General features: G+C 69.3%; 9 protein-coding genes. 5 read left to right on the top strand and 4 right to left on the bottom strand.

Translation table 11 applies throughout. The annotated features are described in order from the left end of the window. Positions 1-163 precede the first annotated feature (163 nt). The 3 genes from AOZ06_RS13250 to AOZ06_RS58340 form a co-directional block, all read right to left on the bottom strand. Positions 164-1,618, bottom strand: coding sequence for a P-loop NTPase family protein (locus AOZ06_RS13250; protein ID WP_054289654.1), 1,455 nt, complete (start codon positions 1,616-1,618; stop codon positions 164-166). Then, the gene (locus tag AOZ06_RS13245; protein ID WP_054289653.1) at positions 1,615-3,414 is read right to left on the bottom strand and encodes a dynamin family protein; all 1,800 of its coding nucleotides are present in this window, start codon (positions 3,412-3,414) and stop codon (positions 1,615-1,617) included. Before AOZ06_RS13245 ends, AOZ06_RS13250 begins: the two co-directional genes overlap by 4 nt. 116 nt (positions 3,415-3,530) lie before the next feature. Then, positions 3,531-5,051 (bottom strand): IniB N-terminal domain-containing protein, encoded by a 1,521-nt coding sequence (locus AOZ06_RS58340; RefSeq protein ID WP_054289652.1) that lies wholly within the window; start codon positions 5,049-5,051, stop codon positions 3,531-3,533. 396 nt (positions 5,052-5,447) lie between these two features. Here AOZ06_RS58340 and AOZ06_RS13235 point away from each other — a divergent pair, with 396 nt between their 5' ends. From AOZ06_RS13235 to AOZ06_RS13220, 4 genes are all read left to right on the top strand, one after another. After that, positions 5,448-6,848 carry an Hsp70 family protein gene (locus AOZ06_RS13235; protein WP_054289651.1) on the top strand — a complete coding sequence of 467 codons (1,401 nt, stop codon included), beginning with the start codon at positions 5,448-5,450 and terminating at the stop codon, positions 6,846-6,848. Positions 6,849-6,868: 20 nt separating this feature from the next. After that, positions 6,869-9,250 (top strand): helix-turn-helix transcriptional regulator, encoded by a 2,382-nt coding sequence (locus AOZ06_RS13230; RefSeq protein WP_335338388.1) that lies wholly within the window; start codon positions 6,869-6,871, stop codon positions 9,248-9,250. 262 nt (positions 9,251-9,512) lie between these two features. Then, complete coding sequence (locus AOZ06_RS13225) at positions 9,513-10,751, top strand: M14 family metallopeptidase (protein WP_054296618.1); 1,239 nt, start codon at positions 9,513-9,515, stop codon at positions 10,749-10,751. A 22-nt stretch (positions 10,752-10,773) separates the two neighbouring features. After that, complete coding sequence (locus tag AOZ06_RS13220) at positions 10,774-12,048, top strand: MFS transporter (protein ID WP_236952199.1); 1,275 nt, start codon at positions 10,774-10,776, stop codon at positions 12,046-12,048. Here AOZ06_RS13220 and aceE read toward each other — a convergent pair. Beyond that, the gene (gene aceE, locus AOZ06_RS13215) at positions 11,991-14,750 is read right to left on the bottom strand and encodes a pyruvate dehydrogenase (acetyl-transferring), homodimeric type (protein WP_054289650.1); all 2,760 of its coding nucleotides are present in this window, start codon (positions 14,748-14,750) and stop codon (positions 11,991-11,993) included. The genes AOZ06_RS13220 and aceE overlap by 58 nt on opposite strands. Positions 14,751-15,095: 345 nt before the next feature. Between aceE and AOZ06_RS13210 the strand changes: the two genes are divergently transcribed. Further along, positions 15,096-15,527 (top strand): DUF3052 domain-containing protein, encoded by a 432-nt coding sequence (locus AOZ06_RS13210; RefSeq protein ID WP_054296617.1) that lies wholly within the window; start codon positions 15,096-15,098, stop codon positions 15,525-15,527. The last annotated feature ends 81 nt before the right edge of the window (positions 15,528-15,608 follow it).

The following is a 15,608-nucleotide window of genomic DNA, read 5'->3' as shown; positions in this document are numbered from 1 at the left end:
CCAACACGGCACAACCCCACAACACCGGGCCGCTTGGCCCCGGGGTCGCCTGGCTTCATCAACCACCACTGCACCACGCCACGCCAACATGGGCCTCACACACCACTAACCAGGCCCATAACCCCAAGCCCACCCGGCCTCACCACTTCACGCCCCGAACCGCCTAACCTCGAGGCCACCCGGTTTCACCGGCCATCACCGGGCCAGGCCGAGCCAGCATGGCCTCGCAGCTGCGCACCACCACCCGGGCTGCCTCGCGTTCCGAGCTGTCCAGCAGGGGGTTTTCGGACTGTTCACGCCATTTGATCTGGGCGTCGCGGATCGCGGCCTGGATCTCGCTCGGTGACGGCTCACGGTCGAAACCGAGCCGGGCGTCCAGGCTGGTTCCTGCGCCGCCGATGAGCCGGGCGGCTTCCGCGGCCAGCTCTTCCGGGAGGCGGGTTCGTCCGGACAGCAGGCCGCCCAGCAGCCTCAGCTCGTGGAACTCGTGTGCCCCGGCCAGTACTCGTTCCACCTCGGTCACGAGGTTCGCTGCTCCCGGTTTCGGTTCCATCCGGAGCATCACGTCCAGGCCCAGCAGCGCCGACCTGGCCTTCAGCACCTTCCCGCGGTCGATGAACAGCCTGCTGACCGATTCTTTCAGCTCGTTCAGCCCGCTTCGCTGCACCAGCTCCGATGCCAGTTTGTTCCTGGTGTCCGCGCCTTGCCTGATCAACGCTGCCGACAGCCGGATTCCGAAGATCCCCAGCTGGTCGGCCAGCTCGCGTCGCATCGCTGACGGCAGCGCGTGTTCCGCCCTGGTGAAGCGGTCGGCCGTCAGCAGTAGTTCCTCTGTCTCCGAGCGTGGCGCGGCCGCGAGAGCCGCCAGTGTCCGGTACACGTCTTCCGGCATCGTCCTGCCTGCCTGGCCGACGAGGCCCGACACGGCTATCACGTTCTGGCACAGGCCGCGGACTCGTGCGTCCCGGCGGTAGCGGCGGGCCACCTGCTTCGCCGCTGTCAGCGCGTCGATTCGTCCGCCGCCGGTCTCGTCTGCCCTGGACAGCAGGACTATCGCGTTCACCGGGGCTGCCCTGGCCACTGGGTGGTCCTGTGTGGACTGGAGGAACCGCACGTCCATCACGTGCACCTGCGGTGTCATGTACAGCAGGGCGTCTGCTTCCGCTGCCAGTTGCTCGGAGATCTCGTCCGCTATCGGCGGGGTGTCGATCAGCGAGATGTCGCGCAGCACCCTCGCCGGCCAGTCGACCACTATTTTCGTGATGCCGTCCGGGTCGACCTGGGTCAGGTCCACGTCCAGCCTTCCGCCCACGCGGCCGGCCGGGGGTTCGCTCGGCGGTCCCTGTCGCATGTAGACCGTCGCGCGTGGTTGCGGGCCGTCCTGGTACCAGGTGAAGACCGGGCCTTGCACGCCTATCGGGGCGACTTCGTCTCCCACGATCGCGTTCACCACGGTCGACTTCCCGCTGCCCGGCCGCCCGGCCACCGCTATCCGCAGCGGCGAGTCGAACCTGCTGATGTGGTGCCGGAGCCAGTTCGTCGCCCGCGGGCTGTCCTGGTAGAGCCTGAGCGCGTCGTGCAGGATCGCCCACACCGCCTCGTCGACGGTCGCGCTCACGCGGAGATCTCCAATGGGTTTCGCGCTCCCTGCAACGTTCCCGCGATCCTGGTCAGCTGGCCGTGCAGGTTCGTCAGCTGGGTCAACGCCTGCCGCAGTTCCTGCTCCTTGTGCTGCCGCGCCGCCAGTTCCAGCTGTGCCGACTTCTGTGCCGCGGTGGCTTCGTCGGTCAGTTTCTGCTGGACCTGCTCGGCCAGTTCGGTGAAGTGGTCACGCAGGCCGCGCTGGATCCTGCGGGCCGCGTCCCGGCAGTCCTTGGAGAACCGCAGGAAGAAGTCGTCCACGTGCCGCTGCGCCACGGCTTTCGCCGCCGACTGGCGCTTCTTCAGCCTCGTCTCGCCTTCTTCGCCGATGCTCTTGCCACCCAGCGCCAGGCCCGCGCCGATCGAGATCGGGTTGATCAGCGGCAACCCGGCGAGGGTGGTGATCAGGCCGAACATCAGTACGCCGCCGTAGGATCCGCGCAGGCCGGTGAAGACCATCTGGCCCGGCGTGAACTTCTCCAGCTTCGGTGCCTGCGCGTCACCCGGGTCCACGTCCGCGTCGTGCGGGATCACCGACGTCGGCAGCATCTCCTGGTTGTCCGGGAAGCACTCCGCCACCCGGTCGGCCACCCACCACGAACGCTCGACCAGCCACTTGAAGTTGATCTCGGCCGCTTCGGTCAGGTGCTTGTTCAGCCATTCCTCGAACTGGTCCCAGGTTTTCGCCGGGTCGGCCTCGTCGAAGGCGTTGTCGACCTCACGCAGGATCTTGCGGGTCCGGTCGCGCAGGTCGTACTCCAGGTCCGAGATCAGGTCGGCCATCTCGTCGCTGAGGACGTTCTGCCACTTGCCCGACCAGCGCCGCAGGTCCGCCACCTTCTGCTGGGCCTGCATGTACTCCGCGACCGCCGGTGAACTGCTCTCGTCCGGGCGTGCGGCGAGTTCCTTGTTGACCTGGCCGACCAGTTCCGCCAGCGCTGTCCCTGCCATCGCCGCGAAGTTCTGGCGGGACAACGGGTTCGACGCGACCGGCAGGACGTCCGTGCGCAACCGTTCGAGCAGTTCGGGGAAACCCGACTCCTTGTTCAGCGCTTCGTCGTCCTTGGCCATCGCGCGGATCCGCAGCGTCGAGGACACCGGCACGATCGCCGCGGAAACCCCTGCTCTGGCGAGGTGTTCCCGGTTGCGCTCGGCCACCGCGCGCCACTGCGCGGTCAGGTCGATCTTCGTCAACGCGACGAGAATCGTCGGGCACGAGCGGTGAACCTGGCGCAGCAGTTCCAGTTCCGTCGCGGACAGCTCCTGGGATGCGTCGGATGCAAGCAGGACCGCGTCGGCGCCGTTCAACGCGGCGAACGTGTTCTGCGCGCGCAGCTGGTGCAGGTTGCCGACCGCGGGCGTGTCGATGATCACCAGTCCGGCGGCGAGAAGCTTGCGTGGCAGGCGGATTTCGGTCGTCACCGGGTCCGAGCCGCGGTTGTTCGCGTGCTCGACGGGAATCGGCGTGCGGTGTGGTTCCGCGCCGGTCGCGTCGTAGCGCAGCTGCGCGGCGGCTGGTTGTTCGGCGTAGCGCACGATCGTGGGCGCGACCGTGGTCACGTCGTCGCCGACCGCGCACACCGAGGCACTCACCAAAGCGTTCACCAGCTGGCTTTTGCCTTGGTTCGCTTCGCCGATCACCATCACCCTGATCTGCGGGTCGAGCAGTTGGGCCCGTTTGGCCCTGAGCCGTTCGGCCAGGTCAGGTCTGTGGTGGACGACGGATGCCCCGATGGTCTGGTCCAGAACGTCGAGCCAGGTCGCCGCAGTCACCCGAACAGTGTGCCGTGCTCGACCGTTCGGGTGAAAGGGGTGTTCTTGTCACAAGAAACCGGAGACCGGGTCCGCCCCCCGAGGGTGAACCCGGCCTCCGGCCGTGTGAACTGGGCTTACAGGCCCAGGTGCAGGTCGTCCGCGACGTTGTGCACGGCGTCGGAAACCGGGTTGTGGTCCAGCAGGCCACCGATGCCGTTCTGGGCGCCGTCGGCGCCGGGCAGCTTCGGCAGGTCGACGTGCGGGAGGTCGGCCTTCGGCAGGTCGATCTTCGGCAGCTCCAGCTTGGGCAGTTCCAGCTTGGGCAGTTCCAGCTTGGGCAGCTGCGGGGCGTGCGGCACGGCCGGGACGTCGACCGCGGGCAGGTGACCACCGGTGGTGCTGGTGATCGTCTCGTGCACGCTGCTGACGGTCTCCTGCACGCTGCTGACCGTGTGGGTCACGGTCTCGGTCGGCAGGGCCGGGACGGCGGGCACGCCCGGGATGCCGCCGGGGAGGTCGAGCGGCAGGTCGTTGGTGACGTCAGGCAGCTTCACGTCGCTCAGCGGGATCTGCGGCAGGCCGGGAACGGCGGGCAGCGCGGGCGCGGCACCGACGATGGCGTGGCCGACCGAGGTCGGGTCGGAGACGACCTTGCCCGGCAGGTTGGCGATGTTGCCGGACAGGTTCGGCGCGAGGTCCTGGTTGAGGCCGATGCCCTTGAAGGTGGTCAGGCTGACCGTCTTGTCGAGCGGGCCGTCCAGGTCGATGCCGCCGTAGGCCTTGCCGCCGGTCTCGTGCTGCGGGCCGAGGTAGAAACCGCTCTCGAGTCCGCCGAACGGGGAGTGCAGGCCACCGTTGATGGCCAGGCCGTCCTCGTCGAGGCTGACCGCGCTGGCGGCGGCGAACTCGCCGACCGGGGTGTCGGCGCCACCACCGGCGCCGACGTGGATGCCGTCCTTGCCGACGTCGACGGAGCCCGTGCCCGCGACCGACCCGAACGGAGTGATGGCGCCGCCTTCGGCACCGGCGTGGATGCCGTGCTTGCTGACGTCGACGGCACTCGCGGCACCTGCGCTCACGCCCGACGCGACCGAGACGGAGCCCTCAGCGTCGGCTTTGACGCCGTGCTTGTCGACCTCGAGGCAGGCAGAACCGTCGGCCTCGCCGGCGACCGTGCTGACCCCGCCCTCGCCGCCGGCGTGCGCGCCGTGCTTGCCGGCCTCGACGTGACCGGAACCCCACGCTTCCACGCCGGAGGAGGACACCGACCCCTCGACGCCGCCCTTGAAACCGTCGTGGCCGTACTCGTAGTACCCGGCGCCCTGCACCTCGCCGAACGGCAGCTTGTAGGAACCGCCGAAGCTGTCGCCGCCCTCGGGGAGGTTGATGCCGGAGGCGTTGGTCGGGACCAGGTCGGTCACCAGCGGGAGGACGTCACGCACGTCCTCCGGGGTGATCCCGTTCAGGCCCGCCTTGGCCAGCAGACCGGTCGGGTCGGCCTCGAACGCCTTCATCGCCGCGGAGTTGGTCAGCAGGTCGAGGCAGAAGTCGTGCAGCGTGGGCTCCGCCGGGGCCGGCGCGGCGGCAGCGGCGGGCGCCGGGGCGGGCTGCGGCGCGGGGGCCGGTGCTGACTGGGGAGGGTCGTTCTTGATCAAGGGGAATCTCTCCTACGGGTACAGGGGTTGCGACCGGGCAGGCGCTCGGTGATCACACGACCCACCGGTGCGGCACCCGCGGTCGGCCAGTGCACGTCCACTGACGAACCATCGACACCGGTGGATCGGTGAGATCGGTGAGCTGCCAGGCAGGGGCTGCCCGGCGTGCGACCGAACGTTATGGGCCGGGCGATCACCCAGACATCGGGGATCACTCCGAGTTATCGAGCTCCCCGACTGGGGTTACGACCCCTAATCCATTAGGGGCATTAGGGTGTCCCCCTATGAGATCAGGACCACTTCGGCACGATGGTCCGGTGGTTGGTATGAAGATGTAACCCATCCGGGGGTAACTCGGAAGTGCACCCGTTCGATTGAGCACGGAAGGCACCCTGCATGCCATACGTCCTGGGGATCGACGCCGGGACCTGCCGCACCTCGGCAGCGCTCTGCCGTCAGACCGGCTCCACCTGGGGGGAACCCGAGGCGGTCCCCCTGGGCGATCGCGCCCCGACCGTGCCGACGGTCGTCTACTTCGCGCCCGACGGGACAGTGGTCGTCGGAGACGCCGCCGAACGGCACGCCGCCACTGATCCCACCAACGCTGCCAGGGATTTCGCCAGGCGGATCGGCGACGAGGTCCCCCTGATGATCGGCCGCGAGGTGTGCACCGCCGAGACGCTGACCGCCGTGCTGATCGCCTGGGTGGTCAAGGAGGTGTCGGCCGCCGAGGGCCAATCCCCGAAACACGTCGTGATCACCCATCCCGCCGGGTGGGGCAACCACCGCAAGCGCCTGCTGCACACGGCACTGCGGCAAACCAGCCTCGACGACCTCACCCTGCTGCCCGAACCGGTCGCCATCAGCGAGAACCACGCGGCGGCGCACGACGTGCCGCCGGGAACGGCGCTGGGTGTGTACGACCTCGGCGCGACCGGCCTGGCCACGTCCGTGGTCCGCCGGTCCCCGATCGGCACGTTCGAGGTGCTCAGCACGGCGGAGAGCGTCGACTCCAACGGCGGCAACAGCTTCGACGACGCGGTCTTCGACTACGTGCGCAGCGGCACGGGCACGATCGACATGGCCGACCCCGACGCGTGGCTGAAACTGGCCAGGCTGCGCGGGGAATGCGTCGCCGCCAAGGAGTTCCTGTCCGCTGGCAACGAGGTCACCGTGCACGACGTGACGCTCACCCGCGCCGCGTTCGACGACATGATCCGCACGTCGGTGCAGGCCGGTATCGAGGAGCTGCTGCGGATCATCCGCCCGGCCGCCGACCTGGACACCGTGGTCGTCGCGGGCGGCTGCGCCCGGATCCCGCTGGTCGGCGACCTGGTCAGGGCCGAGGTGCCCGGCCGCGCGTTCGTCGCGCCGGAGCCGGAGATCGCGTGCGCCCGCGGTGCCGCGATCGTGGCCAGCCGGGTCACCCCGATCCCGCAGGCCGCGCCGCTGCCGGTGATCTCCTCCGACGAGCCGCCGCAACGGCCGTCGACCGAGATCGAGCCGCTCGACCTGCCCGCGCCGCGCTCGCCGATGCGGATGCTCGCGGGCAAACCCAAACTGACCGGCGGGATCACCGCACTGGTACTGGCCGCGGGCGTCGGGCTGACGTTCTACCTGCGCGGCGAGGAACCGGCGAAACACGCGCCGGTGCCGGGCGTGGTCGCGCCCGCCGTGAACAACAGCAAAGCCACCCCGCAGGCACCGCCGAACCCCGAGTCGGCGAACGCGAAACCCGGGCCCGGCAACCCATCCAGCTTGAACAACGCTCCCAAGACAGGCGAGGACGGCCGTTGAGCCAACGAACAGCGACCCGCGTGCGAACCACGACCGTGATGGACGAGTCAGCGAGAAGAGTGCTGGACGCGGCCGAGGCCGATCCCTTCGCACCGCTGGCGCTCGCGGTCACCGCACCGGGCGGCTACGGCAAAACCGCTGTTCTGAAGGCGTTCCGCCGGGCGTACGAGAACGCGGGCGTGCGGGTGTGCGACCGGCCGGGCGACCCCGACACAGTCGTCATCGTCGACGATGCGCACAACCTGCCGGCGGCGCGTCTGCTGGAACTCACCGCGGCGGTGGCCGCGGGCGACGTGCCCCGGCTGGTGGTCGCGTCGCGGCCGTGGCCGCGTTCGGCCGAACTGGGCGAACTCACCCGGGCACTGGGACAGACAGTGATGCTGGCTCCGCTGGACCGCGTTCAGGTGCGGCACCATGCGGCTGGCGCATTCGGCGCCGCACCCGCCGCGGAACTCGTGGAGTTCCTGTTCAGGCAGACCGGCGGGGTCCCCGCGTACGTCGACCGGCTGGTGTCGGCGATGTCGTCACGCCCGGTGACCGAGGTGCCGGACGCCGCGCTGGCCGGGTTCCGCTACGACTTCGACCTGCTCGACCCGGACGTCCTGCAGTACGTGCTCGCCGCTCAGGCCGGCGCCGGGCTGCGCACGGATCTGCTGGCCAGTCTGCTCGGCCGGGACGCGGACGACGTGGTCACCGTGATGGAGGCGGCGCGGGCGACCGGGCTGCTCGGGCAGGACGGCACCCTGTTGCCGATCTGCGACCGCGCGGTCCGCGTGGTGATCCCGGCCGAACGCGCGCTGGCGGTACGGCAGCGGCTGGCCGAGTTGCTGCTGGAACGCGGCGAATCCGTGTTGCCGCTGGCCCGCTCCCTGCTCGGCAGCGCGGTCGGCGGCGCCGGTGTCGCCGCGGCCTTCCACGCCGCCGCGCACGAATCGCTGACCGAGGACCCCGCGCTGTCGGCGAAACTGTTCGCCGCGGCCGTGTCCGCCGGGCGTCCCCTGGCCCAGTGCGCGGCGGGCTGGGCGCACGCGTCGGCGCTGGCCGGGGACCTGGATTCGGCGATGCGGCTGGCGGACAAGGCGATCTCCAGCTCGGAGGACAAGGCCAGCGGCGCACGGGTCGCCGCGACCGCGCTGGCCCACCGCGGCCAGCTCGGCCGCAGCGCCGAGCTGTACCAGTGGTCCGGTGACGTGTCACTGGCCGCGATCGGCCGGATCGGCACGGGCACACTGGTCGACCTGACGGCCACCGACGACCTGCCGACGCTGTTGTCCGGTGCGGCTTCGCTGATGGCCCAAGGGGTTCGCGAGTCGGTCTGCGGTAGCCCGGTGGACGCGCTGTCCTCGCTGGTGCGCGCGGCCGGGCTGCTCGAACCGGCCGGTCGCGGCGTGTTGCTCCCGGACAGCCCGGCCGCGCTGGCCGCGCTCGTCGGTTTGCACTGCGGCGAACTCGGTGTCGCCGAGTCGGTGCTGGACCGCGCGGTGCAGTCGAACATGGGCGGGCCGTTGCTGGCCACACGGCACAAGCTGCTGCAGGCGTGGCTCTGCATGATGCGCGGTCAGCTGGCCGCCGCCGCCGAACACCTGGCCGAGGTACGGCCGCGTGAGCCACGGGACTGGCTTTTCGCCGTGGCGCTGGAGGCGGGACTGGCCCGGCGCAACAGTGACGTCCAGGCGCTGCGGCGGATCTGGGCGCAGGCGTGCGAGGCCGTCGTCCGCCACCCGGTCGACCTGTTCACGATCCTGCCGCTCGGCGAGTTCGCCGTGGCGGCGGCGAAGTTGAGCGACCAGGCCCGGCTCGGGCCGCACCTGCGTGAGGCCTACGCGCTGACCGCGCAGCTGGGCAACCCGGAACTGTGGGCCACCACGCTGCACTGGAGCGGCCTGCACGCGGCGATCGTCGCCGAGAACCCCGGCGAGGCCGCTGACCACGTCGCCGCGCTCGCCACCAACCAGAGCCGGTTCGGCCAGGCCCTCGGCGACGCCGCGCAGTGCTGGCTCGACGTCGTGGCGGGCAAAGTCGACCCGGTGCGCGCCGAGAAAGCCGCCCGTGGCCTGCACGACATGGGCATGGTGTGGGACGGCTCAAGGCTGGCCGGGCAGGCCGCGATCCGGACGGCCGACCGCAAGGCCATGGTCACGTTGCTGGACTGCGCACGTGAGCTGCAGGGCAAGCAGGCCGTGACCGACCCGATCCCCACCGAGGCCAGCCCGTTGAGCGAGCGCGAGCAGGAAGTCGCGGCGCTGGTGCTGCAGGGCATGACCTACAAGCAGGTCGGCGACCAGCTGTTCATCTCGGCCAAGACCGTGGAGCACCACATGGCCCGGATGCGTCAGCGGCTCGGCGCGAGCAGCCGCAGCGAACTGCTCACGCAGTTGCGGGCACTCACCTCCCGCAACTGAGGTTTTACCCGTTCGAGTGACTGCGGCAGCGGGCGCCGGGGTCGTACCCCGACGCCTGCCAGGCTCTGGCGCACTCCTGGCAGTTCTCCGACGACGACACCAGTGACCTGGGCGGGACGTGCCCGGTCCGGACTGCCAGCTGTACGAAGCGCAAGATCGCTTTCACTGAAAGCATCCAGCACCCTAGCAACACCTCCGGTCGGCCGTTGACATCCCGTGTCCGCGTCTGATGACGTCCATGGGCGTGAAGAAGGGACGTGACATGGGCATATCCGGAAAACTGGCCGCGTTGACGGCGGCAGGCCTGCTGCTGTCCGGCTTACCCGCACTCGCCGCCGCGGACGAAGTGCCCCGAACGGGGTTCGAGCAGTCGAACGGCGCGCGATGGACCACGACGGCCGAGGAGCACGCGCTGCTCGACCGGCTGAGCCGCAAGGTGGACGTCAGCCAGATCGGGACGACCGTGCAGGGCCGCCCGCTGAACCTCGTCCGGGTCGGGCGCGGCGGGCCGACGACAGTGCTGTTCCTGTGCTCGCAGCACGGCGACGAACCGGCCGGGCGGGAAGCGTGCCTGATCAAGATCCGGGATCTGGCCTACCGCAAGGACTCCGTGCCCGCGGGGACGAACCTGCTGTTCGTGCCGACGGCGAATCCCGACGGCCGTGAAGCGAACACGCGCGGCAACGCCAACGGCGTGGACATCAACCGCGACCACATCGCCCTGGAGACACCGGAAGGCCGCGCGGCCGCGGCGGTGATCCGCGACTACCAGCCGGATGTCGTGCACGACCTGCACGAGTTCGGGCCGCGTCCCCTGGTGTACGACAAGGACGTGCTGTGGCTGTGGCCACGCAACCTCAACGTGCACAAGCGTGTTCACGACGAGTCCGAGACGTTGTCGCGTTCGTACATCCGGACCGCCGTGGAGTCGCGCGGCCTGACCAGTGGCGTGTACGGCATCCTCGTCGACCCGGAAACCGGTGAGCCGACGCAGCAGATCGCGGGCGACGGGCAGGAACGCATCCTGCGCAACACCACGGGGTTGAAGCACAGTCTCGGTCTGCTCGTGGAAACCAACGACGCCCCCAACCCCGGCGAGGACCAGCCCGCAGCCGCCCGGCGCCGGGTCGCTTCCCACCTGTACGGGGTGAGCGGGACTTTGGGGCTGGTCAAGGAAAGGCGTGGACAGCTGGAGGCGGCGACCACGATCAGCCGGGTGACCGCGCCGTTCGACCGTGGCCCGATCTACTTCGGCGGCGCCGACAACGAGACCCCACCGGCGAGCAAGGTCGAGCCGAACCCGCCCTGTGGCTACAAGTTGACCGCCGAGCAGTACGCACAGGTCAAGGACAAGCTTGCACTGCACGGAGTGCAGTCACGCCGTGACGGTACGGGCAGGCTGGTTGCGTTGGCACAGCAAGCGAGGCCGTTGATCCCGTTGTTGCTGGACGCGCGAGCCGACTTCGAACTGGTACAGGGTATACCTAGTAAGCACTGCTAAGTATTTCACCCTGGGGGTCGTCGTGACGCGTGAGCGCGTGCCGAGCGAGGTGTGGGTCCTGGTCTCGGCCGGATTCCTCGTCGCCATCGGATTCGGGATGATGGCACCGGTCGTGCCCGCGTTCGCCACGACGTTCGGTGTCGGTGTCACGGCGGCCTCCTTCGTGGTCAGCGCGTTCGCGATCGTCCGGCTGGCCTTCGCGCCGGTCGGCGGGAAACTCGTCGCCAGGTACAACGAGCGGCCGGTTCTGATGAGCGGGCTGGTGATCAACGCGGCGGCCACCGCGGCGTGCGGGTGGGCGTCGTCGTACTGGCAGCTGGTCGGTTTCCGGGCGGTCGCGGGCATCGGCTCGGTGATGTTCACCGTGTCCGCCGTCGGCCTTGTGCTGCGGGTGAGCCCGATCGGCCTGCGCGGCAGGGTTTCCGGACTGTGGTCGACGAGTTTCCTGTTGGGCAACATGGCCGGGCCGTTGGTCGGCGGCGTGTTCGCGGGCGCGTCGATCCGATTACCGTTCCTCATCTACGGCTGCGGGACGATGCTCGCGGCCGTGCTGATCTGGGTGCTGCTCAAGCGATCAGGCAGCGGCGCCGATCCGTCCACTTTGGATCTTCCTGAGTTCACGGTGCGCCAGGCGATCCGTTACCGGGCGTATCGGGCGACACTGCTGTCGTCGTTCACCGTCGGCTGGATCTCGTTCGGTGTCCGGTACTCGCTGATCCCGCTGTACGTGGTCGCCACGCTGCACGAGTCCAGCACGACCGCGGGCATCGGACTGTCGATCTACGCCGTCGGCACGGCGTCCGTCCTGCTCATCGCGGGCCGGATCGCCGACCTGCGCGGCCGCAAACCCGTGGTGCTGACCGGGCTGGCGATCCTCACGGCCGGCGCGGTCGCGCTGGGCCTCGCGCCGTCGACGCCGTGGTTCTTCGTGGCGTCGCTCATCGCCGGGTTCGGCTCCGGCCTGGTCAGCCCGGCGCAGACGGCGACGGTGGCCGACGTGATCGGCACCGGTGTGCGCGGCGCGCCGGTGCTGGCGTTCTTCCAGATGGCCGCCGACTTCGGAGCCATCGTCGGCCCGCTCGCCGCGGGCGCGATCGCCGACTGGTGGTCCTACCGGGCCGCGTTCGTCACGTGCGGCGTGATCTCCCTGCTGGCCCTCGCGGTGTGGTCGGCGGCCCCGGAAACACTCGCGGGCGGCCAGCGGAGGCCGCCCGCGAAGGCTTCCGGCAAGGACGACGGTCAGGCCACGCCGGGGTCCGAGGTGTCCGGACCGGCGGCGGACACGTCGTCCAGCTGATACTTCCTGGTCGCCTCGACCACCTTGGCCTTGTCGACCTCGCCGCGGCGGGCCAGCGCGGCCAGCACACCCACGACGATCGACTCGGCGTCCACGAGGAAGTGGCGACGCGCGGCCGTGCGGGTGTCGGAGAAGCCGAACCCGTCCGTGCCCAGGGTCACCATGTCGCCGGGCACCCACGGCCGGATCATGTCCGGAACCGCGCGCATCCAGTCCGACACCGCCACGACCGGGCCCTCGGTCTCCGAGAGCACCGACGTCACGTACGGCACGCGAGGCTCGGCCTCCGGGTGCAGCAGGTTGTGCCGGTCGATCTCGACGGCCTCACGACGCAGCTCCGAGTACGACGTGGCGGACCACACATGGGCCTGCACGCCCCACTCGTCGTTGAGCAACTGCTGGGCCTTCAACGCCCACGGCAGACCCACACCGGAGCCGAGGATCTGCGCCTTCGGGCCGTTGCCCGCCGGAGCGCCCGCGTAGTGATACAGCCCACGCAGCAGGCCCTCGACGTCCAGATCCTCCGGCTCGGCGGGCTGCTGGTACGGCTCGTTGTAGATGGTCAGGTAGTAGTAGATGTCCTCGGCCTGGTCGCCGTACATCCGGCGCAGACCGTCCTTGACGATGTGCGCGACCTCGAACGACCACGCGGGGTCGTACGCGACAACCGCCGGGTTGGTCGACGCCAGCAGCAACGAGTGCCCGTCGGCGTGCTGCAGGCCCTCACCGGTCAGCGTCGTACGACCCGCCGTGGCGCCGAGCACGAAACCGCGCGCCATCTGGTCCGCGGCGGCCCACAGGCCGTCGCCGGTGCGCTGGAAACCGAACATCGAGTAGAAGATGTAGATCGGGATCATCGGCTCGCCGTGCGTGGCGTACGACGTGCCCACCGCGGTGAACGACGCCGTCGACCCGGCCTCGTTGATGCCCTCGTGCAGGATCTGGCCCTTGTCGCTCTCCTTGTAGGCGAGCATGAGCTTCGCGTCGACCGACGTGTACAGCTGGCCGTTGCGGTTGTAGATCTTCTGCGTCGGGAACATCGAGTCCATGCCGAACGTGCGCGCCTCGTCCGGGATGATCGGCACGATCCTCGGCCCGATCTCCTGGTCCTTGGCCAGGTCGCGGACCAGCCGGACGAACGCCATCGTGGTGGCGACCTCCTGCTTGCCCGACCCGCGCCGGATCACGTCGTAGACCTTGTCGCCCGGCAGCACCAGCGCCTTGGCCTTGGACCGCCGCTCCGGCACGAACCCGCCCAGCTGGCGGCGCCGCTCGGACAGGTACTGGATCTCCGGCGACTCCGGGCCCGGGTGGAAGTACGGCGGCAGGTACGGGTCCTTCTCCAGCTCGGCGTCGCTGATCGGGATCCGCAGCGTGTCGCGGAAGCCCTTCAGGTCGTCGAGGGTCATCTTCTTCATCTGGTGCGTGGCGTTGCGGCCGGCGAAGTGCGGACCCAGGTTGTATCCCTTGATCGTCTTCGCCAGGATCACCGTCGGCTGGCCGTTGGTCTCCGTGGCCGCCTTGTACGCCGCGTAGACCTTGCGGTAGTCGTGGCCACCGCGCTTGAGGTTCCAGATCGCCGTGTCGTCCAGGTTGACCACGAGTTCCTTGGTCCGCGGGTCGCGGCCGAAGAAGTGCTCACGGACGTAGGCGCCGTCGTTGGCCTTGTAGGTCTGGTAGTCGCCGTCCGGCGTGGTGTTCATCAGGTTGACCAGCGCGCCGTCGCGGTCGCCGTGCAGCAGGGTGTCCCACTCGCGGCCCCAGATGACCTTGATGACGTTCCAGCCCGCGCCGCGGAAGAACGCCTCCAGCTCCTGGATGATCTTGCCGTTGCCGCGGACCGGGCCGTCGAGGCGCTGCAGGTTGCAGTTGATCACGAAGGTCAGGTTGTCCAGTCCCTCGTTGGCCGCGACGTGGATCAGGCCGCGCGACTCCGGCTCGTCCATCTCACCGTCGCCGAGGAACGCCCATACTCGCTGGTCGGACGTGTCCTTGATGCCCCGGTCGTGCAGGTAGTGGTTGAACCGGGCCTGGTAGATGGCGTTCATCGGGCCGAGGCCCATCGACACCGTCGGGTACTCCCAGAAGTCCGGCATCAACCGCGGGTGCGGGTACGACGGCAGCCCGGCGCCCGGCCCGGCGTGCGAGTACTCCTGGCGGAACCCGTCGAGCTGGTTCTCCGAGAGCCTGCCCTCCAGGTACGCGCGCGCGTACATGCCGGGCGACGCGTGGCCCTGGAAGAAGACCTGGTCTCCCCCGCCGGGGTGGTCTTTGCCACGGAAGAACCAGTTGAAGCCGACCTCGTAGAGCGTCGCGGACGAGGCGTAGGTCGAAATGTGTCCACCGACACCCACGCCGGGCCGCTGCGCCCGGTGCACGGTCATCGCCGCGTTCCACCGGATCCACGCACGGTAACGACGCTCGACCTCTTCGTCACCGGGGAACCACGGCTCCTGCTCGGTGGGGATGGTGTTGACGTAGTCGGTGCTCGTCAGCGACGGGATGCCGACCCGGCCCTCACGCGCGCGCTCGAGCAGCCGGAGCATCAGGTAGCGAGCGCGCTGCTGCCCACCGTCCTTCAGGACGGCGTCGAACGACTCGAGCCACTCTGACGTCTCCTCGGGGTCGATATCGGGCAGGTGAGCGGCGAGGCCGTCGCGGATAACGTGCACCCTGTTGTTTGAGTTGGATTGCGGGGCCAAGGGGTCTCCTCGCCTGGTTCTCTCGTTGTTTCCCACGCCAATTCAACCCGGTTGGCGTGCGTCATACCCCATCGTCGTCCCGATCGGGTCAAACGTCATCACTACTGGTGAGTAACCCGATGGCGGTGTCCCCCACACTCGCAGGAGTGGTATTGCCTCTACATGGCACGGGACGATCCGATGCATACCGTCACCGTAGTGCGAGCGCGGTTGGACTCCCGAGCGGACACAGTTGGGGCTTAACCCGGTGTGGACGGTTGCGCAGTCGGGTACTGGGAGTGTTCGCTATCGCCTAACACGCGGTGCCTCCGGCGCCGCATTGGTTCACATGGAGGAGTGGAAGCCGTGGTGGCCGCGGGAGACGCCGGTAAAGCAGGCGTCGCCGAGAAGCTTGGGATCGAACCAGGCATTGTCGTCCAGGAGATCGGCTGGGACGAGGACGTCGATGACGACGTGCGTGCCGCCATCGAGGAACGCAGCGGAAGCGACCTGCTGGACGAGGACGCCGACGAGGTGGTCGACGTCATTCTGCTGTGGTGGCGAGAAGACGACGGCGACCTCGCCGACACGCTCCTCGATGTGCGCAGTCCGCTCGCCGACACCGGGACGATCTGGGTGATGACACCGAAGACCGGGCGAGACGGGCACGTCGAACCCAGTGAGATCGCCGAGGCGGTGTCGACGGCGGGCATGGCCCAGACGTCGAACATCAGCGTCGGTGACGACTGGACAGGCACGAGGCTGGTCTCGCCGAAGTCCGCGAACACCCGCCGCTGAATCCCGAGGAGCCGAACCGTCTGGGGCCTCACCCAGACGGGGCACTAGGCTGGGCACAAGCAGGCAGGACGTTCGCGAAGT

The sequence above is a fragment of the Kibdelosporangium phytohabitans genome (genome assembly GCF_001302585.1).
Taxonomy (GTDB): Bacteria; Actinomycetota; Actinomycetes; order Mycobacteriales; family Pseudonocardiaceae; genus Kibdelosporangium; species Kibdelosporangium phytohabitans.
The sequence above is the reverse complement of the archived record's forward strand: the minus strand, read 5'-3'. Positions and strand labels throughout refer to the sequence as shown.

Excerpts from the sequence above, each read along its gene's own strand:
- AOZ06_RS13235 (WP_054289651.1), top strand. The coding sequence starts at position 5,448 with ATGCCATACGTCCTGGGGATCGACGCCGGGACCTGCCGCACCTCGGCA.
- AOZ06_RS13225 (WP_054296618.1), top strand. The coding sequence starts at position 9,513 with ATGGGCATATCCGGAAAACTGGCCGCGTTGACGGCGGCAGGCCTGCTG.